24 protein-coding genes, 2 tRNA genes and 2 pseudogenes are annotated in these 26554 nt (G+C 70.1%); 20 read left to right on the top strand and 8 right to left on the bottom strand.

Annotation, left to right across the window (positions count from 1 at the left end; genetic code table 11):
* Positions 1–49 precede the first annotated feature (49 nt).
* The 3 genes from ACFY2A_RS20975 to ACFY2A_RS20965 all read left to right on the top strand — a co-directional run bounded on the left by ACFY2A_RS20975 (position 50) and on the right by ACFY2A_RS20965 (position 1458).
* The gene (locus ACFY2A_RS20975; protein ID WP_387173832.1) at positions 50–754 is read left to right on the top strand and encodes a hypothetical protein; all 705 of its coding nucleotides are present in this window, start codon (positions 50–52) and stop codon (positions 752–754) included.
* 505 nt (positions 755–1259) lie between these two features.
* Positions 1260–1350 (top strand) — tRNA-Ser (locus ACFY2A_RS20970).
* Positions 1351–1385: 35 nt separating this feature from the next.
* Positions 1386–1458: transfer RNA gene (locus tag ACFY2A_RS20965), tRNA-Arg, on the top strand.
* 36 nt (positions 1459–1494) lie between these two features.
* Here the strand turns inward: ACFY2A_RS20965 and ACFY2A_RS20960 are convergent.
* The 6 genes from ACFY2A_RS20960 to ACFY2A_RS20935 all read right to left on the bottom strand — a co-directional run bounded on the left by ACFY2A_RS20960 (position 1495) and on the right by ACFY2A_RS20935 (position 9097).
* Entirely contained in the window at positions 1495–2922 is a 1428-nt protein-coding gene (locus tag ACFY2A_RS20960; protein ID WP_387173830.1) for a tyrosine-type recombinase/integrase, read from the bottom strand.
* Positions 2923–3487: 565 nt separating this feature from the next.
* Complete coding sequence (locus tag ACFY2A_RS20955; protein WP_387173828.1) at positions 3488–4066, bottom strand: hypothetical protein; 579 nt, start codon at positions 4064–4066, stop codon at positions 3488–3490.
* A gap of 546 nt (positions 4067–4612) precedes the next feature.
* On the bottom strand, positions 4613–5611 hold the full coding sequence (locus tag ACFY2A_RS20950; RefSeq protein WP_387173826.1) for a trehalose-6-phosphate synthase: 999 nt from the start codon (positions 5609–5611) through the stop codon (positions 4613–4615).
* Positions 5612–5854: 243 nt separating this feature from the next.
* Complete coding sequence (locus tag ACFY2A_RS20945) at positions 5855–7081, bottom strand: MFS transporter (protein ID WP_387173824.1); 1227 nt, start codon at positions 7079–7081, stop codon at positions 5855–5857.
* Between the two features lie 253 nt (positions 7082–7334).
* A complete protein-coding gene (locus tag ACFY2A_RS20940) occupies positions 7335–8387 on the bottom strand; it encodes a cation diffusion facilitator family transporter (RefSeq protein WP_387173822.1) in 1053 nt (350 codons plus the stop codon).
* Complete coding sequence (locus ACFY2A_RS20935) at positions 8384–9097, bottom strand: transporter substrate-binding domain-containing protein (RefSeq protein WP_387173820.1); 714 nt, start codon at positions 9095–9097, stop codon at positions 8384–8386. The genes ACFY2A_RS20940 and ACFY2A_RS20935 overlap by 4 nt, the downstream gene beginning before the upstream one ends.
* An 85-nt stretch (positions 9098–9182) precedes the next feature.
* On the opposite strand from ACFY2A_RS20935, the gene ACFY2A_RS20930 reads away from it, so the two are divergent.
* From ACFY2A_RS20930 to ACFY2A_RS20910, 5 genes and pseudogenes are all read left to right on the top strand, one after another.
* Positions 9183–9533, top strand: a complete 351-nt coding sequence (locus ACFY2A_RS20930; protein WP_387173818.1) for a hypothetical protein — start codon at positions 9183–9185, stop codon at positions 9531–9533.
* 449 nt (positions 9534–9982) lie between these two features.
* Entirely contained in the window at positions 9983–10936 is a 954-nt protein-coding gene (locus tag ACFY2A_RS20925; RefSeq protein ID WP_387173816.1) for a PfkB family carbohydrate kinase, read from the top strand.
* Between the two features lie 215 nt (positions 10937–11151).
* On the top strand, positions 11152–12036 hold the full coding sequence (locus ACFY2A_RS20920; protein WP_387173814.1) for an endonuclease/exonuclease/phosphatase family protein: 885 nt from the start codon (positions 11152–11154) through the stop codon (positions 12034–12036).
* Positions 12037–12553: pseudogene (locus tag ACFY2A_RS20915) on the top strand (DUF421 domain-containing protein).
* 88 nt (positions 12554–12641) lie between these two features.
* The gene (locus ACFY2A_RS20910) at positions 12642–12800 is read left to right on the top strand and encodes a hypothetical protein (protein ID WP_387173812.1); all 159 of its coding nucleotides are present in this window, start codon (positions 12642–12644) and stop codon (positions 12798–12800) included.
* A gap of 48 nt (positions 12801–12848) precedes the next feature.
* Here ACFY2A_RS20910 and ACFY2A_RS20905 read toward each other — a convergent pair whose 3' ends face one another.
* Positions 12849–13256 (bottom strand): four-helix bundle copper-binding protein, encoded by a 408-nt coding sequence (locus ACFY2A_RS20905; RefSeq protein WP_387173809.1) that lies wholly within the window; start codon positions 13254–13256, stop codon positions 12849–12851.
* Positions 13257–13841: 585 nt separating this feature from the next.
* On the opposite strand from ACFY2A_RS20905, the gene ACFY2A_RS20900 reads away from it, so the two are divergent.
* The gene (locus ACFY2A_RS20900) at positions 13842–14240 is read left to right on the top strand and encodes a ChaB family protein (RefSeq protein ID WP_387173807.1); all 399 of its coding nucleotides are present in this window, start codon (positions 13842–13844) and stop codon (positions 14238–14240) included.
* A gap of 6 nt (positions 14241–14246) precedes the next feature.
* Here ACFY2A_RS20900 and ACFY2A_RS20895 read toward each other — a convergent pair.
* Positions 14247–14474 (bottom strand): annotated as a pseudogene (locus ACFY2A_RS20895) (ANTAR domain-containing protein); the annotation flags it as partial.
* Here ACFY2A_RS20895 and ACFY2A_RS20890 point away from each other — a divergent pair.
* From ACFY2A_RS20890 to ACFY2A_RS20840, 11 genes are all read left to right on the top strand, one after another.
* Complete coding sequence (locus ACFY2A_RS20890; protein ID WP_387173805.1) at positions 14377–15231, top strand: L-dopachrome tautomerase-related protein; 855 nt, start codon at positions 14377–14379, stop codon at positions 15229–15231. The pseudogene ACFY2A_RS20895 and the gene ACFY2A_RS20890 sit on opposite strands and share 98 nt — an antisense overlap.
* Before the next feature lie 375 nt (positions 15232–15606).
* On the top strand, positions 15607–15942 hold the full coding sequence (locus ACFY2A_RS20885) for an STAS domain-containing protein (protein WP_387173803.1): 336 nt from the start codon (positions 15607–15609) through the stop codon (positions 15940–15942).
* 155 nt (positions 15943–16097) lie between these two features.
* Positions 16098–17759 (top strand): carbamoyltransferase, encoded by a 1662-nt coding sequence (locus tag ACFY2A_RS20880; RefSeq protein WP_387173801.1) that lies wholly within the window; start codon positions 16098–16100, stop codon positions 17757–17759.
* Entirely contained in the window at positions 17756–18781 is a 1026-nt protein-coding gene (locus ACFY2A_RS20875; protein ID WP_387173799.1) for a glycosyltransferase family 2 protein, read from the top strand. Before ACFY2A_RS20880 ends, ACFY2A_RS20875 begins: the two co-directional genes overlap by 4 nt.
* On the top strand, positions 18778–20418 hold the full coding sequence (locus tag ACFY2A_RS20870) for an HAD-IIIA family hydrolase (RefSeq protein ID WP_387173797.1): 1641 nt from the start codon (positions 18778–18780) through the stop codon (positions 20416–20418). The genes ACFY2A_RS20875 and ACFY2A_RS20870 overlap by 4 nt, the downstream gene beginning before the upstream one ends.
* Positions 20415–21380 carry a glycosyltransferase gene (locus tag ACFY2A_RS20865; RefSeq protein ID WP_387173795.1) on the top strand — a complete coding sequence of 322 codons (966 nt, stop codon included), beginning with the start codon at positions 20415–20417 and terminating at the stop codon, positions 21378–21380. Before ACFY2A_RS20870 ends, ACFY2A_RS20865 begins: the two co-directional genes overlap by 4 nt.
* Entirely contained in the window at positions 21371–22588 is a 1218-nt protein-coding gene (locus ACFY2A_RS20860) for a glycosyltransferase (RefSeq protein WP_387173793.1), read from the top strand. The genes ACFY2A_RS20865 and ACFY2A_RS20860 overlap by 10 nt, the downstream gene beginning before the upstream one ends.
* Positions 22588–23292 carry an SIS domain-containing protein gene (locus tag ACFY2A_RS20855; protein WP_387173791.1) on the top strand — a complete coding sequence of 235 codons (705 nt, stop codon included), beginning with the start codon at positions 22588–22590 and terminating at the stop codon, positions 23290–23292. The genes ACFY2A_RS20860 and ACFY2A_RS20855 overlap by 1 nt, the downstream gene beginning before the upstream one ends.
* A complete protein-coding gene (locus tag ACFY2A_RS20850) occupies positions 23289–24761 on the top strand; it encodes a PfkB family carbohydrate kinase (protein WP_387173789.1) in 1473 nt (490 codons plus the stop codon). Before ACFY2A_RS20855 ends, ACFY2A_RS20850 begins: the two co-directional genes overlap by 4 nt.
* The gene (locus ACFY2A_RS20845) at positions 24758–25453 is read left to right on the top strand and encodes an SDR family oxidoreductase (protein WP_387173787.1); all 696 of its coding nucleotides are present in this window, start codon (positions 24758–24760) and stop codon (positions 25451–25453) included. Before ACFY2A_RS20850 ends, ACFY2A_RS20845 begins: the two co-directional genes overlap by 4 nt.
* The gene (locus ACFY2A_RS20840; protein ID WP_387173785.1) at positions 25450–26526 is read left to right on the top strand and encodes a glycosyltransferase family 9 protein; all 1077 of its coding nucleotides are present in this window, start codon (positions 25450–25452) and stop codon (positions 26524–26526) included. Before ACFY2A_RS20845 ends, ACFY2A_RS20840 begins: the two co-directional genes overlap by 4 nt.
* The last annotated feature ends 28 nt before the right edge of the window (positions 26527–26554 follow it).

Here is a 26554-nt window from a genome sequence, read left to right as displayed (position 1 = left end):
CTCACCGGCCGCCCTGTCCGTGGCCGTCCCGCTCGTGGTGGTTCCGCTCGTGGTGGTTCCGCTCGTGGTCGTGTCGCCGGTGACCGGTCCGCTCGTGGTCGTGTCGCTGTTGGTCGTGTCGCTGGTGGCTGTCGCGCTGGTGACCGGTTCAGTGGTGGCCGTTCTACGGGCAGCCTTCTTCGTGGCTTTCCGGGCCGCCTTGACCGGTACTGTCTCGGTAGCGGCCGCCGCCGTCTCGGTAGCGGCCGGAGCAGCCTCGCCCGGGCGGGTAGCCGCGCTGGTTGCCGTTCGCCGCGTGGCCTTCCGCGTCGGTTTTTTGACGCCGGTCGCCTCACTGGTCGGCACCGATGCCTTCTCGTCGCTCGCCCCGGCCCTTCTTCGCGCCGCTGTCGTCCTGGCAGCCGCTTTCCGCGCCGGAGCCTTTCCGGGGTCGGCCGCTGCGGGGTCGGCCGCTTCGCCGTCCATCTGCTCGGCGTCAGCCTTGCCAGTGTCGACGGGGCGGGTATCGCTTGTCCCGACGGTCGTTTCGCTGTCGGTAGTCCCGGTGTTCGTCTTCACGGTGTCGACGGGCCGGTCGTCGACCGTCGAATCTTCGATACCGGAACCGGCAGATCCAACCGTGGGCTCGGAAGCCCTCACCTGCGTCGGCAGTGCCTTGTTCGTGGTCGACGTCCGGCGGGCGGGTCGGGCGTCAGCCGGAGCCACGTCCGCTTCAGCGGAGTCCGAACCCGCTGCCGCCGCCCGGCCGGGGTGACCACGGCGACGCGACGCAGGTATCGACGTCGCGTCGCCCTTCCCGGCGGCCGGCGACGCCGGGCGCTCGCTCGGCCCCGTCGCCCCGGTGCCGCCAGTGAAAGGCGGCACCGGGGCGGTCGAAGGCCCGGATGCGGCCGGCCCGGACCGGCGCGGTAACGGCTGCTCTGGCGTCGGTGGCGGCTGAAAGAGCACGCTCGGTGCCGCCTTCGACCGTCGAGGACGGGACCCCACGGGGTCCTCCTGTTCCTCCGGGGGCGGCGGTGCCGGCGCCGGAGGCGGCGTGAAGGTCGCCTTCGGGGAGCGTCGGCGGGCTCCCTCAGCAGGCTCACGGCGGTTCTGCTCGCTGGGCGGCTGCTCCTGCATGTCGATGGAGCGTAGTCCTGATCACAGCAACGCACAGCGGGAGACGTCCCGGACCCTCGCTGCGGCTCGTTCCGGTAGTCGCTTTGCTCCCGGCCGGGCGCGGCCTGTATCCTCGGGCGCGGTGGTCTGCGGGCCACCTGGGAGACTTCGCCTAGTCTGGTCTATGGCGCCGCACTGCTAATGCGGTTGGGGTCTTAAAGCCCCTCCCGGGTTCGAATCCCGGAGTCTCCGCGCGAAGGCCGGGTGTGTAGACTGGCCGAGCACCAGCGCCCGTAGCTCAACGGATAGAGCATCTGACTACGGATCAGAAGGTTAGGGGTTCGAGTCCCTTCGGGCGCGCAAGATCATAGAAGGCCTGGCCTGCCGGAACGCGGGTCAGGCCCTTTGTGCTGTCCGGCCATGTGGACGGTGGGTGTCACGTGGGTGCGATGTGGGTGCGGCCCCGGAAGCGGCCTGCTCGCGGGTTTGTCGGGATGTGACCTGCGGCTTCGCGGCCTGCTTGCGCTTCGCCGGGGTCGGAGCACCTGTTTTCGGTTTCGTCGGTGCCGGGGTGCCGGCTTTGGGGCCGCGGTCGGGCCGGTTCTTGCGGGCCTTGGTCTTGATCTTTTTGCGGGTGCGGCGGGCGGCGTTGAGGATCAGTTGGGCGGTGGCGTCGGCGCAGCGGCGCTGGATCTGCGGCAGGACGCTGGTGTAGGTGTCGGCGGTGACCACGATGCTGGAGTGCCCGAGGAGGTCCTGCAGGGTCTTCAGGTCGGCGCCGGCTTCGTGGGCGAGGGACGCGGCGCCGTGGCGCAGGTCGTGCAGGCGTACCGGGGGCAACCCGGCCCGGCGCACGAGGATCCGGAAGCGGGTGGTGGCGTAGTTCGGGTTGATTGGCTTGCCGTCGGAGCGGGTGAACACGTATCCGCTGTCGGTCCAGGGCCTGCCGTTCTCCGCCGCCTCCGCCTTTCGGTCCTGCTCGTAGCGGCGGTGCACGCGCAGGATCTGCACGCTGCGTTTGTCGAGGGCGACCGTTCGCCGTCCGGCCGGGGTCTTGGGCGCGCCCTCAACGACGTGGTAGCCGGCGGTGGTGCGGTTCCGCTCGATGGTCAGGGTGCCGCGGTCGAGGTCGATGTCGGACCACCGCAGCCCGCACAGCTCACCGCGGCGCAGTCCGCGTAGGCCGGCGAGCCACCAGAGGGCGAACAGGGGGTCGTCGTTCACGGCGCTGAGGAACTCGGCGAGCTGGTCGGCGGTCCAGACGGCCACGGCGGGTCGGGCGCCGGTCTGTTCCCAGGAGGCGACGCGGGCGTCGGTCCAGACCGTGGCGTGGGGTTGCTGGTAGCCGGTGATCTCGATGTGCCGGGCCGGGTTGCAGTCCAGGACGCCTTCCTTGACCGCGAGGTTGAGGGCGGCCCGCAGGGTGGTGCGCAGGTGGTGCATCGCCGAGGCGGACTGGGGGCGGCCCTTGCTGTTCCTGGTGGTCGCTATGTGCGCGAACACGGTGCGCAGGAGCGGGGCGTCGAGGTCGGCCAGGCGGTAGTGGCCGAGCTGCGGGATGAGGACGGTGTCGACGTCGCGATTGTAGTGGAAGCGGGTGGTGGGTCGGATCTTCGTGCGGTTGTCGAGCCAGTGACGCAGCCACCGCTCGACCGTCCAGCCCTGTGTCGTCCGGTCCGCCTCGGTGCTGTTCAGCCATTCGTCGCGGGCGTGGCGGGCGGCGGCCTGCGAGGGGTAGCCACCACGACGGGCCCGCTCCCGCTGGCCGAGCAGATTCGTGGCGGAGCAGTGGAAGTACCAGGTGCCGTGGCCACGTTCGCCCAATCGGGGGCAGGACTGCTCCAATCGCCGCCGCTGGTCGTCCCGGCACCCGCACCGTTTGAAAATCACCTCTGACCTCGCCATGACCGTGCCCTTCTTGTGGAGTCACCTGTTCCACCGACGCCGACCAACCTGCCGATACGGGCCTATCGACCGGCGCTCGCCACATGTGCTTCCGGCGATCCGCCGGCTGGCGGGGCGGCGGACCACCCGAGGGCTGGGTAGTGGCTGCCGTCGAAGGCCGGAGCCCGGCTGCTGGGCATCTCCAGTGCGTCGAGGTCAGAGTCGATGGGCCATTGCTCCGGGCTCGCGGTCCACCATCTCGGATTTCTGGATCGCGATGCGAATACGGAAAGCGACGCGCCTGTTTCCACAGTCAGCGGCCACGGCTTGTTGCGCATCGAAGGAGACCTTGGCGGCTCGACCAACTGAATACTGCAGGCTCCCTCGCAAGCGAACGGCTTGGCTGAGAGGCCGTTGGTGCCGGCGTCGCTGAACTCGCCGTTGGCCGCTTCGACGTGGACGTTCAGATGCGGGCGCCCCCAACGCGGTCCAGGACCGCCTACCGTTACTGAACGGCCGCCATGAACGTAAGGATCTCGTTCACGTAGTCGGTCAGTACTGCTTCGGTTGCTGTCTTTTCGGGAACCGCTGGCGCGTGGACTGTAAGAGTCACCCCCACCTTCGCGGTTCCGTGGACTGTTGCGAGGCGGTCGATGCGGGTGGTGATCTGGCCCCCCAGGTGTTCGTTCGGGCCTGTGACGGGCTCCCCGAACTGGATCCGCGCCTGGTCTCCTAGGCCGTCAATTGGCTGCGAGGATCCGGGCAGGGCGGCCTGGCCGTCCGATGGCGTTGAGGTGTCAATTTGCACTTGGATCAGGGTGCGCCGATCTTTGTCGAGTGCCGTGGTGAAACACCGTCGATGGTCCTTGCCAGCAGGTAGCGATGGGATTGATCTGTGCCTGGGGGGCGTTGTGGCGAGGTCGGTCATCCAGCTGTGGTCGAGGCGCTCGCACAGGTCGTCGACCAGTTGGTAGGTCGGGGGTGTCGGCTTGGCCTGCACCGGGGCGGCCTGGTTGGCGCAGCCAGTCAGCAGGAGCGTAAGGGCGAGCGCGGAGGCGTTCCGCCGGGCAGCTGGTGTGGACACGCGCGAATCATGGCATGGCGTCGTCCGATGGGTGGCCCCGTCTCAGGGGTGTGACTGCTTCGCGTTGGCCGCGCCGGTGGCGCGTGTACTCGGTCTCGCCAACACCGTGCGAGGGACTCCTTGCGGTGCCCTCCACGCCAGCTGGCACGTTGGTGCCCAGGCGCGGCGGTGTCCGGCCTGCCTGATTGGCCTGCTTGGTGGCTCACGCCCTGTCGCTCGTGAGGGATGCCGGGGGCTGGCGACCTCGACGGCACGGGCTAGTACTCCAGCCGCACCTGGTGGAGTTGGAGTCTTCGCTGGTAGTGGGCTGTTCTGGCGCGGTATTGGTGTCGGCGCCGCTGATGGTCATGGTTGAGCGCCCCGGTTGATGTCAAAATGGATGTCAGCCGTAAGGATGTATGCGAATTAAAGGATGACAAGTGTCCGATCTCGACAGTGCGTACGCCTGCCCGTTGCCTCGGCGCGTCAGCGTCGTTGGCGTCGATCCCCGGAACCGGCCCTACGGATCAGAAGGTTAGGGGTTCGAGTCCCTTCGGGCGCGCAAGATCATAGAAGGCCTGGCCTGCCGGAACGCGGGTCAGGCCCTTTGTGCTGTCCGGCCATGTGGACGGTGGGTGTCACGTGGGTGCGATGTGGGTGCGGCCCCGGAAGCGGCCTGCTCGCGGGTTTGTCGGGATGTGACCTGCGGCTTCGCGGCCTGCTTGCGCTTCGCCGGGGTCGGAGCACCTGTTTTCGGTTTCGTCGGTGCCGGGGTGCCGGCTTTGGGGCCGCGGTCGGGCCGGTTCTTGCGGGCCTTGGTCTTGATCTTTTTGCGGGTGCGGCGGGCGGCGTTGAGGACCAGTTGGGCGGTGGCGTCGGCGCAGCGGCGAGCCTCTGATCGGAGCGCACCGCGCGGAGGAACGCGCGCACGGCCCGCTCGGCGTTCTTCGCCGGGTCGGTCCGACCCGCGTGCACCACGAGCGGGTCGTTGCCAACCCACTCCGCTACGCCGTCCGGCAATCGGGGCTGGCGGCCCCGCAGGTGAGCGGACTGTAGCCGAGGGGCATTGTCCGCACCCCGCATTGGTTGCCGCGCCATCGCACCACCCCGCCGTCCCGGTCGACCTTGGCGTCTGGCAGCAGGTCGGCGACGCAGTCGAGGAAGTTGCAGGACCCGCCAGTAGTCCGGTGAAGGCCACGGGATGTGGACAAAGAGCAGCACCGGCGCGTCCGGCCGGCGCTCGCGGAGCAGCGCCGGCACACCGAGGAGTTGGTAGTCGTGCACGAGGTACACCGGGTCAGCGACTTTGTCGGAGGCGTCTAGCAGTGCCGTCGAAAAGTCCTTGTTGAACGCGGCGAAGTGGTCCATCGCCGTGTAGGTCCGCTCGGTGAAGGTGGGCGTCGTCCAGCGGTCCCAGCCGTAGTTGTTGGCCGCCCACAGCAGCTCGGCGGTGACGAAATCCTGCACCACGCCGAACGTCTCTTGGTCGTGGCGCAGCAGCCGGATGGTGACGCCGCCGCCGGATGGTAGTTGCACCTCCAGACCGTCCGGGTGCTCGGCGGCCACTTGGCGATCGCCCTTGGTGTTCGGCGCTGGCGATCCGGGAGACGCCGAGCACACCGGCTTGGTCGGCCACTACCTTTCCGGTGCCGCCGGGGGCCAACGCGGGGCGCAGCTCGCCGGTGTCGGGGTCGGGCGCGAAGCTCACGGCGGCCCGTTTACTTGCCAAAAACAGGTGACGCTGACTCATGCCGATTCCTCCCGTGCCGATTGGACGGATGCTGGCGGAAAGGACGTGGGGTCGTGCTCCTATCCGCGACGTTCGGTGTGCGCGTAGTCGCGAGGGGGTTCGGTTTGCGTGCGCCGGCCGCGGTCCTCGCGGCGCCGGGCGGCGGCCGCAGCGAGTGCGACCGGCGCCATGAGCATCGCGACAACCCCGATGAACCCGACGGCGACCGACAGGTTCGTCAGTTCCGCCACCCCGCCGATCATGGGCGGGCCGATGAGAAACCCCGAGTAGGCGATGGCCGTGACGAACCCGATCTCCCGTTCGCCGCCGGTACCGTCGCTGCGCCGTCCGACGGCACCGGCCAGATCGATCACCACCGGGAAAGCGAACGCGACGCCACCGCCGGCCAGCGCGTAGCCGGCGTAAGTGAGCCAGGCCACCGGCACGATGGCCGCCGTCAGCAGACCGACGCCGGCGAGCACCGAGCCGGCTACCAGGATCCGGATGGCACCGAAGCGGCGTTGGATCCGTTCGCCGAAGAGCCGCATCATTCCCATGGCAAGGCAGAAGACGGAGTACATGAGCGCGCCGGCTGCCTCGGACATGCCTCGCTCGCGGACCGCGAACAATGCCGACCAGTCGGCGTTGGAGCCCTCGACAACGGCGGAGAGGAATGCGACGCCGCCGAGAAGCCACAGCACCGGGCGGCGCAGCATGCTTCGGTCGAGTCCGCCGCGCTCCAGGGGGTTGCCGGTGGTCGGTTTTTCCGTCGGCACGAACCGGATCACGGCAGCGGTGATGGCGCACGAGACGAGCGCGACCACGGCGAAGTATGTAAGCAGGTCCACGCGGTGCCCGGCGGCGATCGCGGCGGCCAGCGAGCCGCCCAACGCGCCGAAGCTGAACGCGGCGTGGAAGACCGCCATGAGCGGCCGCTCCACGCGACGGATGACGGTCACGGCGGCCACGTTCATCGACACGTCGAACACACCGAAGGACGCGCCGAGCAACACCAGAACGAGACCGAGTTGCACCGGCGAGCTGACCAGCGCGAGGACGGGAAGCAGACCCGCGGCCGCGACGGCCGACACCAGGATCATCACCCGGGCACCGAAGCGGGCACACAACCGGCCCGCGACCGAGGCCGCCGCCGCCAGCCCGACGCTCGCACCCAGCAGGACGAGACCGAGCACCCCCGGACCGGCGCCGATCTGTTCGGCGAGGCTCGGCATACGGGGCGCCCACGAGCCGGCGATGATCCCGTTGAGCAGGAAGACGATGAACACCGGAACTGCCCTCGTACGCACCTGTCGGCCCCTCTCCGGCGGGAGATAGACGTGATCGTCGATCGCCCGCTACGTCGGCTCCACCGCTTGGTCCTGCCCTTGCTGGTAGTCGGCCTGCTGGCGCAGCCGGTTGGCAATCGCCGTACAGGTGCCCATCGGTGGCCACGAACGTGAATTCGCAGTCGTCCTCCGCTGAACCGGCGGCAATGCTGCCGCTGGTGTCAGGCCCGGTGCCGGTCGGGGCGACTGGCGGGCGATGTCGGGTCGGCTGGTGTCACTGTGGTTGTGCGGGGTCAGACTCGGTCGGCCGACAGGTCTCATGGCGTACCCGTGGGCAGGGTGGCCCGATTGTCGCGGAGGGGTCCCGGCCCTCGGTGACGCCGTCGATGCGACTGGCCGGGGCGACGATGAGGTCGTGCATCCGCCAGTCGAAGGTCCGGGCGAAAGTCCCCAGGTCCTCAATTCGTTGGACCAGGCGGTCGGTGTCGGGCACTGGGACGACGAGCAGTTCACCGACGAACACGTGGCCCTCTTCTCGGAGGCGTAGCCACGCGTCGGCGACCCAGTCGTGGTCGAGTACGGCGGTCAGCAGGTCGTCCCGCAGCGGGTGGGGGCGGCTACCGTCGACGACGCGGGGGCGGTTGTCCATCAGGTTGGCCACCGCGCTGCGGGAGGTGCGGAGACCGTCGCGGACGATGTCCGCGCCGATGACCAGCGCGGCGACGGCGTCGGCCCACCACAGCCCGGCGCCGATGCCGAGAATGCCGAGGATCGCCGCACTGGCGGTCAACCAGTCGGCACGGTTCATCTCGGCGTCCGCGTAGAGCACCTTGTCGTGCAGCTGCTGGGCGAGGCGCTGCTTGGCCCGGCCGAGCAGGATCGCCGGCACCATCGTCACGCACAGCGCGGCGATCATTACCCAGCCCAGCCACACCTGGTGACCGAGGACCTCGATCAATCCGATCGGTGGGCGTTCCCGGGTGAGCAACCGGACGAGGGAGTCGTAGACGACGTAGCCGCCGAGGCCGAGCAGCGCGACCGCGCCGGCCAGGAACGCGACGCTGACCGAACGGTGATAGCCGTACGGGAACCGGTCGTTCGGCCGGCGGTTTCGGTACCGGGCGGCGATCAGGAACGCCGCCGGCGGCACCAGGCCGAGCATGTCCTCGATCCAGGCGGCCTTCATCGCCTGCGACTGTCCGAGAGTGAGCGCGAGCAGGGCGACCGCCGCGACGAAGAATCCGATCGTCCACCACTCCAGCCGGATCGCCTGCCGGTGCAGTGCGGCCTTGTCCGCAGGCAACTCGAACCGGTCGTACACCCTCATGCGGTCGCCTCCGCCCGCTCGGCGTCGGCCAGCAGTTGCTCGATCTCGGGGTGTGACAGGGCCAGCAGGAACCGTTCCACCTCGACCTGCCACCCGTTTTCACCCGCCGGCACCGCCCACACGTGATCGTGGACGGCAAGTTCGTGCCCGGTCTCCCGCAGCCCCAGTTCCGCAAGTCGCCACTGGCCCACCACCACGGGCAGCCCTTCCCGACCGCTCACCTCCGGCACCGGCACCGGCAGTGCGCCCTCGCCGCGCAGCGCGGCCACCTCGGCGGTACCGGCCCGTACCGCAACCCGTACCCCGGACAACTCACCTGGGGCGGAAACGCCGGTGGGCACCGCCACGACCGTCCGCATGGTGACGTACGAGCGGGTCAATGCGGCCTGCGTCGTCCACGGCGCCTTCGCGTCGAGCCCGCCGACAACCAGATCAAGAACTCGGCCGTGCAACGCCGCCATCAGCTCCGACTCCGAGCCCGGAAACCACTCCACCCGAGCGTCGAGCCGCCGCGCCAGACGCCGCACCAGCTCCGCCTCGGCCCCGGTCACCGCTCCCTCGTCGGCGACCCGCGTCCACGGCGGCGCCTCACTCACCCCCACCCGCAACACGCCGCCATGAACATCGTCTCTGGTCGTGCCGACATCCCGCGGCCATCCGCAACCGGTCGCCAGCATCAGCACCACAACCAAGACCACCATTCGGCGCATCCGGACCTCCTGCGGTTTGCACACCTCCTACCCCGGCAGTCACTCGCCGACACGCACCGGTCGTCGAGTGGCCGCGTTCTGGACGATGGCAGCGGAGCACGCTTCGGAGACCGATCCGGCGTGGGCGCCGAGCCTCGCCGCGCAGTGGGCCGTGCAGGCGGTGGTGAAGGCGGGCACCGTCGGCGTCATCGGCGTCTACCCGCAGACCGTCACGACCTGGCCGTTCGGCGAGGCGATGATGAAGAACCTGACCGTTCGTAGCGGCAACTGCCACCACCGTCGCTACATTCCGGAGCTGTTGCGGCTGGTCACCAATGGCACGGTCGACCCGGCCCAGCTGCTGACCAAGCACGAACCGATGACCGACGTACTGCAGGCGTACCGCGAGTTTCAGGACCGTGACCCCGGCTGGCTGAAGGTTGCCCTGACCACCTGAACCACCTACCACCTCGCGTGACGCCGACCCCGGTGGGCGTCGCGCCCTCCGAACCGAAGGAGGAGACCAGTGGCGCGAACTGATGTCGCCCCCGGGACCATCGTGATCTACACCGATCGTGCGACATCCCGGCGCGAGTAACCGAACTGCGGTCGACGCGCTACTCACCCGGGTTCGCGTCGATGAACTCGCCGCCTCGAATGTCGAGGTGGAACACCGGCGCGGCGACCAACCGTCGCCCCGAGGGGGCTCTGGCGGAACGCCGGGGTCGGCGGTGTCGTGTCGTGCGGCGCCGTGACGGTGATCGCCGATGTATCCGAGACCCGCTCCGTCCCAGGCCCCCGACGGTGACGACTACGTTCCGACAGCCAACAGGGACGCGCCGCCCGCCACCGAGGCGGCCCGCCTCCTGAGGATAACCAGCGCCCATCCTGGGTACGGGAGTCGACGTGTCGCCGCCGCGTGTACTGGTGATGGGTCAACTGGCCCGGGACGTGGTACTGACCGTGAACCGGCTTCCCGGACCGCATCAGGCGACTGACGTGGGGCGGCGCCGTGAAGTACTCGGCGGCAAGGGCGCCAACCAGGCGGTCGCGCTGAGCCAACTGGGAGCCGCGGCGACGCTACTCGCGGTGGCAGGCGACGACGATGTCGGCGATGATCTGCTGGCTCGGGCACGCCGGGACGGTATCGACGTCACCTATGTCGTCCGGCGCAGCGGGATACCGACCGGGCTGATCATCGAAGTGCTGGAGCCGCAGGGACGATGGCGTTATCTCCAGCATCTGCCAGAGGCGACGCTGCTCACCGAGGCCGACATCGCAGCCGCAGCCAATGCCTTCCAGCGGATGGACGCGGTGCTGGTGCAGTTGCAGCAGCGACCTGCGGCGGCGCTGGCCGCCGCACGTCAGGGACAGACAGCAGGCTCCCTGGTGGTGCTCGACGGTGCTCCCGCCGACGACGAACACCGGCGATCCCTACTCGCGGCAGCCGACGTGGTACGGGCCGACGACCGGGAGACAGAGCTGCTGACCGGAGTCCGCAGCGACAATCCGGACATGGTCCGAAAGGCGGCCATGGATATGCTCGACACAGGTCCGGCACTGATCGTGCTCGGGCTGGGACCGATCGGAAACCTTTTCGTCTGGCGGCATCAGCACTGGGGTTCGGGAAGCCTCCTGACCCCGCTGAGCAGCGACGAGGCGGTCGACACCACGGGTGCCGGCGACGCCCTCACCGCCGCGCTGACAGTAGCGCTGCTACGCGGTGACACACCGGCGTCCGCCGCGTCGTACGCAGTGGCCGCTGCCGGCGCGACCGTTGGGCATCCCGGCGGCCGGCCCGCGCTGACCGACGAGATGTTGCGAGCCCGGATCAGAGACGGCGTGGCCCCAACGAATTGAGCGCACGTCTGATCCAGGCGATTGACTTAGGCAACCAGAATGCGCAGCCGAATCCGCGCAACCATCCCGAGCGAGCCCCGACCAGTCTGCTGGAGCCAAAACGCGGACCGGCTGAGCGGATGCGTTTCGGCGATCCGGCACGCAGGTAAAACACCTGTATGCGGGACGGAAGAGCCGGGACACCGAACAGCGCGGCGCAGACGCATCTGAGGGTCATGACCCTCAACCTGCTCTCGCCGGATCACGGCGACTGGAACCGACGGCGCTTGGTGATACGAGCAGGGATCGCAAGGTGGCGCCCAGACCTGGTCGCGCTGCAGGAGACGGTGAAGGACGCTGGTTACGACCAGGTTCCGGATGTGCTCGGCCCGGCCTACCACGTCGTTCATCACTCGCGCCGCTCCAGAGACGGTGTGGGAGCCACCTTCGCCAGTCGATGGCCCATCGATACCGTGCACGAGGTTGATCTGCGTGTCACCGATCGGGTCGACCTGCCGTGGAGCGCGGCCGTCGTCGGTGAGATCGAGGCACCACCACCGATCGGGCCACTGCTGTTCGTCCACCACAAGCCCACCTGGCAGATAGGTTATGCCCACGAACGTGAGCTGCAAGCAGTCGCCTGCGCCCGGTTCGTCGAGAACGAGGTCGCTGGCCGCCACGTGCATGTGGTGCTGGCTGGGGATTTCGACGACACCCCCGACTCTGCCAGCATCCGGTTCTGGACCGGCAAGCAGTCGCTGCACGGCACCAGCGTCGCCTACCGAGACACCTGGGCGGCGATGCATCCGGAGGACCCCGGGCATACCTTCACGCCAACGAACCCACTCGAACGAGCCGGCGAGATGTCGTTGGAGCTGGGACGTCGGATCGACTACGTCATGATTCGCTGTGGAGTCCATGGCCCGACTCTTGAGGTCGTCAACTGCCAGTTGGCCTTCGACGAGCCGGTGAACGGAGTATGGGCAAGTGATCATTTCGGGGTGGTGGCCGAGCTGGCGGCGCCCCGGCACCCGCCCGGCGCTTGGGCCACCTCATCCACTTCAGAGCGAGAGCCCAGCAGCGAACATCCGCCGCGACCCGGGCAGCAGGTTGCGTCATAGATGCCGGAGCGGGACTGGTGGAAGCTGTTCGTTTCCGACACACCGCTGTGGGAGATCGCGCTGCGCGGCAGCGTGATCTACCTGGCGGTCTTCTTCCTGCAGCGGGTGCCGCTCGAACGGGAGAGCGGCAGCACCGGTGTCACAGATTTGCTGGTCATCGTGCTGATCGCCGACGCCGCCCAGAACGCGATGGCCGACGACTACACCTCGGTCGCCGACGGGGTGCTGCTGGTCGCGGTGATCATTGTGTGGGCGTACGTGCTAGATGTGCTGGCCTACCGGTGGCCTGCCGCCGCCCGGATCATTCACCCGGGGTCCCTGGTACTGGGACGGCCGTACCTTGCGCCGTAATATGCGCCGCGAGTTGATCAATCATTGAGGATGATTGTACAGCCAACTCCGCGGGCAGGGCGTCGAGCGTCTGGACGATGTCAGGGAGGTCCGGATGGAGTCCGAGGGCCACTTCAGCGTCATCACCCGCAACGCCGACAAGAACCCGGGACCCGGTGCCCGCTGACTCCGTTTGCCTCCGCCGCGACCCGGGAACGCCGCAGGCGACATGGCGCGCGGATCAGCGGCGCCATCGAATCCACGGGGAGGTCGACATGGGTGACCGGGAGAAGCTGCACGATTTGCGTCAGCAGGCCCACGACGCGGGTATCGAGGGCAACTCCAAGATGACCGAGGAGCAGCTCCGCGACGCCCTGCGCAAGATCGGCAAGGGGGAGCAGCCTCAGATGGCTAAGCACGAGGCCAAGCGGTGAATGCGCGGTGCCGGCACCCTCTCGGGTGCCGGCGCCGCCCGCATGTGCTCAGCTGATCGTGTCGAGCAGGTCCCGGCACGCCTGCTCGCAGGCGCGGCAGGCTTCGGCGCAGATCCGGCAGTGCTCGTGCTTGTCGGCGTGAGCGGCGCATTCGTCCCCGCAGGACTTGCAGGCGGTGGCGCACGCCTCCAGCAGTGTGCGGCTGATGTTCGCGTCGTAGCCGGTGTGCCGGGACAGCACCCGGGCGGTGGTCGCGCAGATGTCGGCGCAGTCCAGGTTCGTCCGGACGCACTTGGTCAGGTCCGCGACCATGTCCTCGCTGAGGCAGGCATCGGCACACGCGGTGCAGGCCTGCGCGCAGTCGTTGAGGGCGTCGATCGCCGCCGCGAGCTTCGTCCGATCCAGGTTGATTGACTTCGGGTACGTCTCCAGCATGGGCATCGTGGTGCTCGGCATCGGGAAGTCCCTCTCTCGCTGAGTTTGCTCTACCTACCGTCGACTTCTGCCCGGTCTGCCGGGGAGTACGCACGGCGGGTCCGGCCGATGCGGCGCGGAGGCGGTCGGCGAGGGTGTCGGTAGAAGTCGAGGAAGCCGTCGGGGTCGGGGTGGGGCCGACGGCGAACTGTTGCCGGATGTCATCCTCGGTGACTGACCGTGTGGGAGGCGGCGTCGAAGTTGACCGGATTGGGCAGTTCGCTCGTCACTTTTCCAGTGCCTCCGCAATCGCTTCGCGAGGGTGACCGCGGCCTGCGCGATGATGGCCGGGTGAAGTGGTCGCTCATCTCGACCAAAGTCGAAGCCGACCTCCTCGACCCGGACCGTCTGCCGGATGATCTCCCTCGGCACGCATCCTCACTGGCCAGCTTGTAGCCGACCCGCATCAATGTCCCGATTCTCGAGGAAGCGTCTATGTCGTCACCTTTCCACGCTCGCGCCCCAAACCCTCGAATGGGAACGGCAGCCGCGCGCTGGCGAACGGCGGTGTTTGGCGCGGCGACTAGGGGGCACGGTCAACGACGAGAAGCTACGAGAGGAGCGACGATGCCGGCGCGGAAGGACATGCCCACCACCCTGAAGCGGTCACCGAAGAAGGCACAGGACACCTACGCGGAGGCGCACGACTCGGCGGTCGACTCGTACGGTGAGGGCGAGCGCGCCCACCGGACGGCGTTCGCGGCCGTCAAGCACTCCTTCGAGAAGGTGGGCGACCACTGGGAGCCGAAGGCGAGGAAGGGGCCGAGTGACAAGAAGGCCGCCGGCGGCCGCGGCTCGTCGGGCCGGACAGCCGGTGGGGTCGACGCCAACGCCAGCAAGGAACACCTGATGGACCTGGCCAAGAAGCTCGACGTCCGTGGCCGGTCACGGATGAACAAGGCGGACCTCGTCGAGGCCATCCGCAAGGCCAACAACGGCAGCACCCGCAAGGCCCGCGAAAAGTAGACGGGTTCAGCCTTCGGGTGCTCCGGCTGCCCGGTTGACGAGGGCCTGGGCCACGTCGCGGACCTTGCGATTGGAGTCCTGCGACACCTTCGCCAGGATGTCGAACGCCTCGGCGGCGGTGCAGCGGCGTTCGGCCATGATGATGCCCTTGGCCTGCTCGATGACCGCGCGGCTGGCCATCGCCTCCTGCATCTGCTGGGCCAGAGTGGCGGTGCTGTCGTACTTCCCGGCCGACGTGGCGCTGCCCAGTACCTACATCAACGACGTGTGCTTCGACCTGCGCCGCGGTGAGGCCGGCGTCGCCTACATCACCGACTCCTCCGACTCCGGCCCGGACGGGATCATCGTGGTCGACCTGGCCAGCGGCCAGTCGTGGCGGCGGCTGCACGAGCACCCGTCGACGAAGGCGGAACCCCTGCAGGCGTTCCAACCCGTGGTCGAGGGTCGGCCGTTCCTGCAACGCCCCGCCGACGGCGATCCGACACCGGTGGTCATGGGCTGCGACGGCATCGCCATCGCCGCCGACGGCTCCCGCCTCTACTACTGTCCTCTGGCCTCGCGTCGTTGGTACAGCGTCGCCGCCGACGCCCTGACCGACCAGAGGCTCGGCGACGACGAGGTCGCCGCGACGGTGATCGACGAGGGCGACAAGGGCGGCGGCTCCGACGGCCTGGAGACCGACGACACCGGCCGGCTCTACCTCAGCTCCTACGAACACAACGCGGTGCTGCGCCGACGCGCCGACGGCGAGTACGAGACCGTGGTCCACGACTCGCGACCGCTCTGGCCAAACACGATGTCGGTGGGCCGTCGACGGGTACCTCTGTACGTCACCGCCGACCAGCTGCACCGGCAAGCCGCCTACCAGCGGGACAGGACCTGCGGCGCAAGCCGTACCTTCTGTTCCGGACCCGGATCGACACGGGCCCGGTCCTGCTGCGCTGAGCCCGTCGCCATCCCCCGACCGGTCGACCATTCACGGCGACGCTAGCGTCACCGAAAGTCGTCGAAGCTCTCGGTGGCCACTCCCGGCGCAGGTGCGCCAGCGTCCGCTGGCTCAGGTTGGACTCCTCCTGGCTCAACGCCTGACACCGGGTGGGGACCCTGCTCGTCCGGCTGCGCGGGTGGCAGCAGCGGGACCGCCGAATCGAAGGTCACCGCCAGCATCAGGCTCTTTCACACTCGCTTGGTGTCAGCGGCGCACGCCATGGGTAAGGTCGGCTGCGGGTCAAGACGCGCGCCCAGGTCCGCCACCCGCGCCTTGCTGCTGCGGGAGGATCCGACTCACCGATGCACCAGATCGGGAGGCGACATGCCCATCCTCACCAGGCCCGCTCGACAGCGTGCTCAACCCGCCGAACCGATCATGACACTGTTCCTCGACAGTGAGGGACCAGTGCCGTCGATCACCGTCCGTGGCGAGGTCGACATGAGCACCGCACACCTCATCAGCGAGCTGGCCGAACACGTGATCACCCGGCGTCCCGTACGGGTGATACTCGACCTCTCTCAGGTGACCTTCTTCAGCGCACACGGCATCAGCGCCCTGCTGCGAGCGGAGCACGCCGCCACCCGCGCCAAAGTCACGCTGATCCTGCGCGATGCCGCCCGTGCGTCACCTATCTGTTGGCGGCCACCGAGACCCGATTGGCTGTGGACGCTCCGACAGTCGCCACAACTCGGTGATCCCCTTGGGACCTGATCGAGCGGCTCGCTCGGGAAGTCCCTAACAGTTCGGTTGTCCAGATGCCGCGGTGCGGGTGTGTCGAACCGTAGGTGCCAGATGGACATTTCATGTCTTTTGGGAAGTTGCCGATCTTCGGTGTGGCCCCGGAGGCACGGGGTAGAGAGGGTTCTATGCGTGTTCTCGGGATCAATGCGATCTTTCACGATCCGGCGGCCGCCCTGGTCATCGACGGCCGGGTGGTGGTCGCCGCGGAGGAGGAACGGTTCAGCCGGCGTAAGCACGGCAAGCGTCCGGTGCCCTTCTCGGCGTGGGAGCTCCCCGAGCTGTCCGCCGCCTGGTGTCTGCGGCAGGCCGGCATCGATGCCGGCAGCCTCGACGCGATCGCCTACTCCTTCGACCCTGGACTGTGCCGAGACGCCGCCGAGTTGGGCCTGGCGGATCCGTGGGACTGGCTGCGGGTCGAGTACGCGAAGAGGGCACCGCAGTTCCTCGCCGAGGCGTTGCCGGGTCTTGACCCGGGCATCGTGCGGTTCGTGCCACACCACGTTGCGCACGCCGCCTCCGCCGGGCTCGCCGCGCCACCGGAGGCAAGCGGTACGACGGCCTCCGCCGTGTTGGTGCTGGATGGGCGGGGTGAGACGGCCAGCCACCTGGGTGGTGTCTACGTCGAGGGACGGCTGCGGCAACTGGCCGCGCAGCAGTTGCCGCATTCGTTGGGCCTGCTCTACGAGGACCTCACCCGGCACCTGGGCTTCCTGCACTCCAGCGACGAGTACAAGGTGATGGCGCTGGCCTCGTACGGCCAACCACGCCACCTGGGGCTGTTGCGCGACCTTGTCCGCACCACTGACGACGGCGGGTTCACCGTGGACCAGATCGACTGGTCCTCACTGGCCAAGCCGCGTGCCGCGGACGGGGAGATGACGGCAGACCACGCGGATCTCGCCGCCAGTGTGCAGGTCCGGGTGGAGGAGACGATCCTCGAACTGGCCCGATGGTTGTACGAGGCAGCCGATGGACCGGCCACCCTGACCATGGCCGGCGGGGTCGCCTTGAACTGCGTCGCCAACGCCCGGATCGCTGCGGAGGGCCCCTACCGGCGGGTGTGGGTGCAACCGGCGGCAGGTGACGCGGGTACGGCGCTCGGCGCGGCCCTGCACCTGGCCACCGTGCTCGGTGACACCACCGCCCCGATGCCCGGCGTCGATCTGGGCCGCGGATGGACCGACGACGCACTGGAGGCCGAGTTGCGCCGGGCGGCGCTGCCATACCGGCGGCCGGACTCGATCGCCGCCGAGGCGGCCCGGGTGCTGGCCGGCAACGGTGTCGTCGCCTGGTTCCAGGGCCGCAGCGAGTACGGACCTCGGGCACTGGGCCACCGGTCGTTGCTGGCGCACCCCGGAGATCCGGACACCACCCGGCGGATGAACGACATCAAGGGCCGTGAACAGTTCCGGCCGATCGCCCCGATGGTACGTGCCGAGCGCGCCGCCGAGATTTTCGAAGGCGTACTGCCCAGCCCGTACATGCTCTTCGTACACCGGGTCGCACCGGCCTGGCGGGATCGGATCCCGGCGGTGGTGCACGTCGACGGCACAGCGCGGCTGCAGACCGTCGACCCGACCGCCGAGCCGTTGGTGGCTGAGATGCTTGCCGAGTTCGATCGGCTCACGGGTCTGCCGGTCGTGGTCAACACCTCGCTGAACACCGCGGGCCGGCCGATGGTCGACACGCCGCGGGAGGCGATGGAGCTGTTCGGGTCCGCGCCGGTGGACCTGCTCGCCATCGGCCCCTACGCGGTGCATCGGGCCGATCCGGGGGCAGCGCGATGATCAGCATCGTCGTGCCGACCCTGGGTCGGGACAGCCTCGGCGACCTGCTGGCCGCGCTCGCCGCTCAGGTCGACGGCCGGGAAGGGCTCGAGATCCTGCTGGTCGACGACCGGTCCACCGGCGGCGGCGAGCTGCCCGTACCGGGAGCGCTGACGGCGTGTACGAAAGTGTTGCGTGGTCGCGGCGTTGGTCCGGCGGCAGCGCGCAACCTCGGCTGGCGGGCAGCCCGGTTCTCCTGGGTGGCGTTCCTGGACGATGACGTGGTGACGGCGTCGGACTGGCTCGACCGGCTTGTCGCTGATCTCGCGGTGCCCGACCGGGTCGGTGGCGTGCAGGGTGTCGTGCGGGTGCCGCTGCCGGCCGACCGACGGCCGACCGACTGGGAACGGGCGACCGCCGGCCTGGCCGAGGGCGAGTGGATCACCGCCGACATGACCTACCGACGGGCCGCGCTCGCCGCCGTGGGCGGCTTCGACGAGCGGTTCCCCCGCGCCTACCGGGAGGATGCGGAGCTGGCCCACCGGATCCGGCTCACCGGGTGGCGCTTGGTCCACGGCAACCGCACCGTCACCCACCCGGTGCGTGCCGAGGGTCCGTGGGTCAGCCTACGTAGCCAGCGGGGCAACGCCGACGACGCTCTGCTACGCCGGCTGTACGGTTCCGGCTGGCGTGAGGAACTGGGCGTGCCGGCGGGGCGTCGCCACCGGCACGCCGCAACCACCGCGGCCGGGGCTGTGGCGGTCGCCGCGCTGGCCGCCCGGTTGGCCGCCTCAGGTTCGCGTGCCGCCCGCCCCTTTGCCGGTGCGGCGGCGTTGGCCGGCGCAGTCTGGCTGGCCGGTACGGCCCGGTTCGCCTACGAGCGGATCGCGCCGGGACCGCGTACCCGCGCCGAGGTCACCGCGATGGCGGTGACCAGTGCGACGATCCCGCCGCTCGCCGTGACCTACTGGTTGCGTGGCTGGTGGCACGGCCGTCACGAGGCGCCTTGCCAGCTCGTGCGCCACCGCGACGGTGTGCGATGACCGACGGGCAGGACCGTACCGTCACCCGCCTCTTCGACGCCGTACTCCTCGACCGGGACGGCACCCTGATCGAGGACGTGCCGTACAACGGTGACCCGGACAAGGTTCGCCCGATGCCCGGCGCGCGGGCGGCGCTCGACCGGCTCCGCGCCGCCGGCCTGCGGTTGGGCGTGGTGACCAACCAGTCCGGGCTAGCCCGCGGCCTGTTCACCGCGGCCGACATGAACGCGGTGCACGCTCGCGTCGACACGCTGCTCGGCCCCTTCGACACCTGGCAGGTCTGCTCGCACGGGGAAGAGGCGGACTGCCGGTGCCGCAAGCCGGCACCCGGGCTGGTCGAGGCTGCCGCCCGGGCGCTCGGCACCGAGCCGAGCCGCTGTGCGGTGATCGGCGACATCGGCCGGGACATGGTCGCCGCCGTGGCGGCCGGCGCCGCCGGCATTCTGGTGCCGACAGCGGTCACCCGTCCGGAGGAGATCGCCGCCGCGCCTGCGGTCGCCGTCGACCTGGCAGACGCCGTCGACCAGGTGCTCCGTCGTCAGGCGCTGGTACGCGCCGAGCTGGCACCTCAGCCGGGGCATGAGGTCCACGGGCGCCCGCGCACGGTGCTGGTGGCGCGCAGCGACTCGGCCGGTGATGTGCTGGTCACCGGGCCGGCGATCCGGGCGGTGGCGGCCGGTGCTGACCGGGTCGTGTTGTTGTGCGGCCCGCGCGGCCGGGCGGCCGCCGGGCTGCTGCCGGGTGTGGACGAGCTGATCGAGTGGCCGCTGCCGTGGATCGACCCGTCACCGGCGCCGGTGGAGGCGGACCCGATGCGGGAGCTGATCACCCGGCTTACGGCCGTCGGTGCTGACCAGGCGCTGATCTTCACGTCGTTCCACCAGTCCGCGCTGCCGCTGGCGCTGCTGCTGCGGATGGCCGGCGTGCCGCAGGTCGCTGCCATCAGCGACGACTACCCCGGCAGCCTGCTCGACCTGCGCCACCGTGTGCCCGCGGGGATACCGGAGGTGGAGCGGGCGTTGTCGCTGGCCGCTGCGGCCGGATTCGGACTGTCCGCCGGCGACGAATCGACGCTGCGGCTGGATCCCGAATCGCTGCCGACCCGTCCACCGGTTGATCTGCCGGCCGGCTACGTGGTCGTCCACCCCGGGGCGTCGGTGCCAGCCAGGGCCTGCCCGCCGCAGCGCTGTGCCGACATCGTCGCCGCTCTCGCCCGCGCCGGTCACCGGGTCGTGGTCACCGGCAGCCCGGACGAGCGTGAGCTGACCGCTGAGGTGGCGGCGGCCGGCGGTGTCGACGTCGGCGGTCGTACCTCGCTCGCCGAGCTGGCCTCGGTGTTGGCGCGGGCCGATTGTGTGGTGGTCGGTAACACCGGGCCGGCGCACCTGGCCGCCGCGGTCGGCACTCCGGTGGTCAGCCTGTTCGCTCCCACCGTCTCATTCGGGCAGTGGGCGCCCTACCGGGTTCCGCTGATGCGGGTCGGTGACGCCGGGGTCGCCTGCCGGGACACCCGAGCCGTGGTCTGCCCGGTGCCGGGCCATCCCTGCCTAACCGATGTCGACCCGGCCGAGGTGGTGGCCGCCGTCCGGATACTCACCGCACGAACTGCCGCCCGGCCAGCGCGAGGAGAGCGATGAACATCTTGGTGTGGCACGTCCACGGTGCGTGGACCACGGCGTTCGTGCACGGCAAGCACCGCTACCTGGTTCCGGTCACGGCGGACCGGGGACCGTACGGTCTCGGTCGGGCGCGGACCTACGACTGGCCGGCGACGGTTGAGGAAATCGCGCCGGCCCGGCTCGCCAGCGAACCGGTCGACCTGGTGATCCTGCAACGGCCCGAGGAACTGGGTCTGGCCGAGACATGGCTGGGCCGGCGTCCCGGGCGGGACCTACCGGCGATCTACGTCGAGCACAACACCCCGAAGGGTGACGTGCCGAATACCCGCCACCCGATGGCCGATCGCGACGACCTGCTCGTCGCCCACGTCACCCATTTCAACGACCTGTTCTGGGACACCGGCGCCACCCGCACCACCGTCGTCGAGCACGGCATCGTCCCACCTCGGGCCAGGTATGACGGCAGCATGAAGCGATTGGCGGTGGTGACCAACGACCCGGTCCGACGCTGGCGGGTCACCGGCACCGACCTGATGCCGCACTTCGCCGCGGTCGCCCCGCTGGACGTCTTCGGTATGGGCGTCGACGCACTCCCGCAGGCGGTCGGGCTGCCCGCCGACCGCCTCGGCGCCTACGAGTTGCCCCAGGCGCGGTTGCACGAGCAGATCGCGCGACGCCGCGCCTACCTGCACCTGTGCCGCTGGACCTCGCTCGGACTCAGCCTGCTGGAGGCGATGACCATCGGCATGCCGGTCATCGCGCTGGCCACCACGGAAGCGGTCGCGGCCGTTCCACCCGAGGCGGGCGTGCTGTCTACCAATCTCGACACGCTGCGGGAGGCCGCCGCCTGGTTGATCGACGACCCAAGTGCGGCACGGGCCATGGGCGAGCACGCCCGCCGCGCCGCTGTCGGCCGGTACGGCCTCGACCGGTTCCTCGCCGACTGGGATCAACTACTTCAGGAGGAACAGTGCGCGTAGCGATAATCTCCGAACACGCGAGCCCGCTCGCCGCACTCGGTGGCCCTGACACCGGCGGGCAGAACACCCACGTGGCTGAACTCGCCGCCGCTCTCGGCGACCAGGGACACGACGTACGCGTCTACACCCGACGCGACGAGCCGCTTGCCGAAACCATGGTCGAGCTGCGGCAGCAAGTGACTGTGGTCCATGTGCCGGCCGGACCGGCCGAGCCGGTCCCCAAGGACGAACTGCTGCCTTACATGCCGGAGTTCGGCCGGTGGCTCACCCGGCACTGGCAGGACGGACTGTGGCGACCGGACGTTGCCCACGCACACTTCTGGATGAGCGGACTCGCGGCCCTGGCCGCCGGCCGGCAGACCGGCGTACCGGTGGTGCAGACCTACCACGCGCTCGGCACCGTCAAGCGCCGCCACCAAGGCTCGGCCGACACCAGCCCGCCGCGCCGGATCAGGTACGAACGGATGCTCGGCGACAGCGTCGACCGCGTCATCGCCCAGTGCGCCGACGAGGTGAACGAGCTGACCCGGATGGGCGTCGCCCGCTCCGCCATCACCGTCGTACCCTCCGGCGTCAACCAGCGAATCTTCACCCCGGACGGCCCCGCCGCCCGCCGTGACCCGGGCCGGCTCCGATTACTGGGCGTGGGCCGGCTGGTGGAACGTAAGGGCTTCCAGGACGCCGTTCGCGCGCTGCGGGCGGTACCCGGGGCGGAGTACGTCCTTCTCGGCGGCCCCCCGGCGGCACGACTGTCCGACGACGGGTTCGCCCGACGGCTTTGTGCCCTGGCCGAGGCCGAGGGCGTCGCCGACCGGGTACACCTCGTCGGCGCCGTACCCCGCGCAGACATGCCCCGCTGGTACCGCTCGGCCGACCTGCTCGTGGCCACCCCCTGGTACGAACCGTTCGGACTGACTCCGCTGGAAGCCATGGCCTGCGGGACCCCGGTGGTCGGCACGGCCGTCGGCGGACTGACCGACACCGTCGTGCCCGGCGTCACCGGCGACCTCGTGCCACCCCGCGACCCGCAGGCGCTGGGCGTCGCACTACGCCGTCTCCTCGACGACCCGGACCGGCGCCACCGCTACAGCCTCGCCGCCGTCGACCGGATCCGTACCGGCTACTCCTGGACCCGAACGGCGGCCCGACTTGACGCCGTCTACACCGCCGTGCGCGGCGCGCCCCAGACCAGCGGAGCGGTGGCCTGATGACCGAACAGTTACTTCTCGACGCACACCTGACCCAGCTCTCCCAGGCGCTACCCGGCTACCGCCATGCCGCTCGGCGACTGAGCCGCTGGGGCACCCAGCTCGCCCGGACCCTGATCGGCGGCGGCCGGCTGCTCGCCGCCGGGAACGGCGGCAGCGCCGCCGAAGCCCAGCACCTCACCGCCGAACTCGTCGGCAAGCTCCGCGACGACCGCATCCCGCTGTCGGCGATCGCACTGACCGCCGAGACGTCGTCGTTGACCGCGATCGGTAACGACTACGGCTTCGACGAGATGTTCGCCCGGCAGGTACGGGCCCACGGCCGACCCGGCGACATCCTGCTGCTGATGTCGACCAGCGGCCGCAGCGAGAACCTACTCACGGCAGCGGAGGCTGGACGGCACACGGGCCTGACCTGCTGGGCGTTCACCGGACCGGCGCCCAACCCGCTCGCCGACTCCTGCACCGAGGTGCTGGCCGTGCCGTCTTCCGAACCGCAGGTGGTACAGGAACTGCACCTGGTCTCCACCCACCTGCTCTGCTCCTACCTCGACCAGGCCCTGACGCAGCTACGGCACACCCGACCGGGTCGGCCGCACCGCGCCGACGACGGCGGGGCACCGCTGCCGTCGCGGAACGGGCGCGCACCGGCCGGGGCGCGGCGGCTGCTGGCCGTGGCGCCCGGTGAGGAGGCGCCATCATGAACGGCCCACTGGTCGTACTCGGAGACACCCTGCTGGACCGGGACATCGACGGCACCGTCGAGCGGCTCTGCCCGGACGCCCCGGTGCCGGTCCTGGACGAAAGGTCGGCCACCGACCGGCCGGGCGGGGCCGGGTTGGCCGCCCTGTTCGCCGCCGCCGACGGACACGACGTGGTCCTGGTCACCGCGCTGGCCGACGACGCTGCCGGGGCGCGGCTCACCGCCCTGCTCACCGCCGCTGGAGTGCGCCTCTACCCGATACCGCTGCCCGGCAGCACGCCGGAGAAGATCCGGTTGCGGGCCAGTGGACAGACCCTGCTCCGGCTGGACCGTGGCGGCCGGGCCCAGCCCTGCGGCGAGCCGCCGGCCGCGACGCTGGAGGTGCTGGCCGAGGCGGGAGCCATCCTGGTCAGCGACTACGGGCGCGGCGTGGCCCGGCAGCCGACGCTGCGCCGGATGCTCGCCGCCACGCCAGCACCCGTGGTCTGGGATCCGCACCCGCACGGGCCGGCGGCCGTACCCGGCACGCGCCTGGTGACCCCGAACGAGGGGGAACTGTTCCGGCTCACTGGCGACACGGCCACCGGAGCGCGACTGTCCAGGGTGGCCCAGGCCGCGCGCACGCTACGGGACCGTTGGCACGCCGCCGCAGTCGCGGTGACCATGGGCGGTGACGGCAGCCTGCTCTGCCACAACGGCGGCGCACCCCTGGTGGTGCCGGCGCCAGCGGCGAGCGGAGGTGACACCTGCGGCGCCGGTGACCGGTTCGCCGGCGCCGCCACTGCCGCCCTGGCCAATGGGGCACTGGTATCAGAAGCGGTCGAGGAAGCGGTCAGGCTCGCCTCCATCTACGTCCGCTCCGGCGGCCCGGCCCGGCTTCCCGCCCCGGCCTGCGCTGGCCCGGACAACCGCGCCGCCCCGGGCACCACGATCACCGATGGACACCAGTCCAGCGCGTCCGGTGGCGACGGTCGAGAGGCCGCCGCCGGCGTGCTGGCCCGGGTACGCGCCGACGGCGGGACGCTCGTCGCCACCGGCGGCTGCTTCGATCTTCTGCACGCCGGACACCTGGCCACCTTGGAGGCCGCCCGTCGGCTCGGTGACTGCCTAATCGTCTGCCTCAACTCCGACCGCAGCGTCGCCGACCTGAAGGGGCCCGGCCGCCCGGTCACCCCGCAGGCCGACCGGGCCCGGCTGCTCGCCGCGCTGGACTGCGTCGACGCGGTCGTCATCTTCGACGAGCCGACCCCGCAGACGGTGCTCTCCTGGCTCCGTCCCGATATCTGGGTCAAGGGCGGTGACTACGCCCGAGGCGCCGACCCCGACCATCCCGACCTACCCGAAGCCGCACAGATAGGTAAGTGGGGCGGACAGACCGTGCTCGTGCCCTACCTCGACGGATGCTCCACCTCCAACACCATCGCCGCCGCCCGTGCCGGCGGCCGACACCTCACGAGAGGACGACGATGAACGTCTCGATGAACGGCAAGGCGATCCTGGTCACCGGCGGCGCCAGCGGACTCGGTGCCGCCGTCGTGACCGCCCTGCAGAAGACCGGGGCACGGCCGTACGTGCTGGACCGCCATGCCCCCGCCGACGGCGTGCCCTGGATCGAATGCGACCTGGCCGACACCCGCGCCGCCGAACACGCCACCCGCCAACTCACCGAGCAGGCCGGCGCACTCGACGGCGTCGTCACCGCCGCCGGCACCGACACGCCGGGCCGCCTCGCCGACATTCCCGCCGAAACCTGGGAGCGAGTCGTAACCGTCGACCTGCTCGCCACCGCCGCAGTCATCCGCGCTGCCCTGCCCGCGCTGGAACGCTCCCGTGGCACGGTCGTCACCGTCGCCTCCACGCTAGGCGTCAAGGCGCTCAGCGACGCCACCGCCTACTGCGCCGCCAAGTTCGGGGTCGTCGGCTTCACCCGCGCACTCGCCGCCGAACTCGCCGGCTCCATCGGCGTCACCCTGCTCATCCCGGGCGGCATGCGAACCGCGTTCTTCGACGGCCGCGACGAACAGTACCGACCAGGGGCGGACGCGGCACTCAACGATCCCACCCACGTCGCCGAGGCGGTGCTCTTCGCGTTGTCCCAACCAGCCGGCTGCGCAGTCCGGGAGTTGGTCGTCTGCGCCGACCGGGAAAGCTCCTACCCGTGATCCTCGTCCTGCGGGCCCTCGGCATCGGCGATTTCGCCACCGCCGTGCCGGCCCTGCGGGCGCTCCGGGCAGCCACCATGGGCCACCGGCTGGCGCTGGCCGCACCAGGCTGGCTCGCTCCGATGCTCGACCTGATCGGCGGAATCGACCAACTGATCGAGGTCAACGGGCTGGGGCCACATCGATGGCCATCGCTGATGCCGAACTGGGCGGTGAACCTGCACGGCCGGGGACCACAGTCGCACCGGCTGTTGCGCACCGCCCGGCCCCGCCGAATGATGGCGTTCGCGTGCGCCGAAGCAGAACATCACGCCGGACCGGTGTGGCGGCCCGACGAACACGAGGTTCACCGCTGGTGCCGCCTGCTGGCCTGGTACGGCATCCCCGCAGACCCGAACGATCTGGCGCTGCGCCGACCACCACCGCAGAACCTGCCGGTCGGCGTGACGATCGTGCACCCCGGAGCGAAGGCCCCTGAGCGGCGATGGCCGGTCGACCGGTTCGCCGCCGTAGCCGAGGAACTAACCCGTCAGGGACACCGGGTTGTGGTCACCGGGTCGGCAGGCGAGCGTCACCTCGCCGCCGAGATCGCAGCGCGGGCCGGACTACCCGATTCGGCGGTACTGGCTGGGCGTACCGGGGTAGGGGAGCTTGCCGCCCTGGTCGCTCACGGTCGGCTGGTGGTCGCCGGCGACACCGGCATCGGCCACCTCGCCACCGCCTACACCACCCCATCTGTCCTGCTCTTCGGACCGGTGCCGCCGACGTTGTGGGGCCCTCCCGCCAACCGCCCCTGGCACCGCGCGCTCTGGGCCGGTCCATTCCCCCCGGGCCAACCCCCGACGCACGTCATTCCCGCAGCCCGGCCACAGCCAGCGACAACACCCGACTCGTCGGGACCGGCCCTGCCGCCGGACCGGAAACCACACACGCCAGCAGCCCACCCCCACCCGGCGTTGGCGGCGCTTCACGTGGCGCAGGTCCTGGAGGCTGTCGAGGAAGTCGAACAGGTGGCATACGAGATGTCCGCCGCGCGTGTCGGACGATCAACAGGTGCTTGGTTAGGGGTTTGAGCCCCTTCGAGACGCTCCTCGATGGGAC

The sequence above is a fragment of the Micromonospora sp. NPDC000442 genome, from assembly GCF_042898635.1.
In the GTDB taxonomy this organism is placed as follows: domain Bacteria; phylum Actinomycetota; class Actinomycetes; order Mycobacteriales; family Micromonosporaceae; genus Micromonospora.
The sequence above is the reverse complement of the archived record's forward strand: the minus strand, read 5'-3'. Positions and strand labels throughout refer to the sequence as shown.

What these genes read in the sequence shown, in the direction of transcription:
- ACFY2A_RS20900 (WP_387173807.1), top strand. Translation starts at nt 13,842, where the DNA reads ATGCCGGCGCGGAAGGACATGCCCACCACCCTGAAGCGGTCACCGAAG.
- ACFY2A_RS20850 (WP_387173789.1), top strand. Translation starts at nt 23,289, where the DNA reads ATGAACGGCCCACTGGTCGTACTCGGAGACACCCTGCTGGACCGGGAC.
- ACFY2A_RS20875 (WP_387173799.1), top strand. Translation starts at nt 17,756, where the DNA reads ATGATCAGCATCGTCGTGCCGACCCTGGGTCGGGACAGCCTCGGCGAC.
- ACFY2A_RS20910 (WP_387173812.1), top strand. Translation starts at nt 12,642, where the DNA reads ATGGGTGACCGGGAGAAGCTGCACGATTTGCGTCAGCAGGCCCACGAC.
- ACFY2A_RS20905 (WP_387173809.1), bottom strand. Translation starts at nt 13,256, where the DNA reads ATGCCGAGCACCACGATGCCCATGCTGGAGACGTACCCGAAGTCAATC.
- ACFY2A_RS20865 (WP_387173795.1), top strand. Translation starts at nt 20,415, where the DNA reads ATGAACATCTTGGTGTGGCACGTCCACGGTGCGTGGACCACGGCGTTC.
- ACFY2A_RS20890 (WP_387173805.1), top strand. Translation starts at nt 14,377, where the DNA reads ATGATGATGCCCTTGGCCTGCTCGATGACCGCGCGGCTGGCCATCGCC.
- ACFY2A_RS20920 (WP_387173814.1), top strand. Translation starts at nt 11,152, where the DNA reads ATGACCCTCAACCTGCTCTCGCCGGATCACGGCGACTGGAACCGACGG.
- ACFY2A_RS20855 (WP_387173791.1), top strand. Translation starts at nt 22,588, where the DNA reads ATGACCGAACAGTTACTTCTCGACGCACACCTGACCCAGCTCTCCCAG.
- ACFY2A_RS20885 (WP_387173803.1), top strand. Translation starts at nt 15,607, where the DNA reads ATGACACTGTTCCTCGACAGTGAGGGACCAGTGCCGTCGATCACCGTC.
- ACFY2A_RS20940 (WP_387173822.1), bottom strand. Translation starts at nt 8,387, where the DNA reads ATGAGGGTGTACGACCGGTTCGAGTTGCCTGCGGACAAGGCCGCACTG.
- ACFY2A_RS20870 (WP_387173797.1), top strand. Translation starts at nt 18,778, where the DNA reads ATGACCGACGGGCAGGACCGTACCGTCACCCGCCTCTTCGACGCCGTA.
- ACFY2A_RS20930 (WP_387173818.1), top strand. Translation starts at nt 9,183, where the DNA reads ATGGCAGCGGAGCACGCTTCGGAGACCGATCCGGCGTGGGCGCCGAGC.
- ACFY2A_RS20880 (WP_387173801.1), top strand. Translation starts at nt 16,098, where the DNA reads ATGCGTGTTCTCGGGATCAATGCGATCTTTCACGATCCGGCGGCCGCC.
- ACFY2A_RS20935 (WP_387173820.1), bottom strand. Translation starts at nt 9,097, where the DNA reads ATGCGCCGAATGGTGGTCTTGGTTGTGGTGCTGATGCTGGCGACCGGT.
- ACFY2A_RS20845 (WP_387173787.1), top strand. Translation starts at nt 24,758, where the DNA reads ATGAACGTCTCGATGAACGGCAAGGCGATCCTGGTCACCGGCGGCGCC.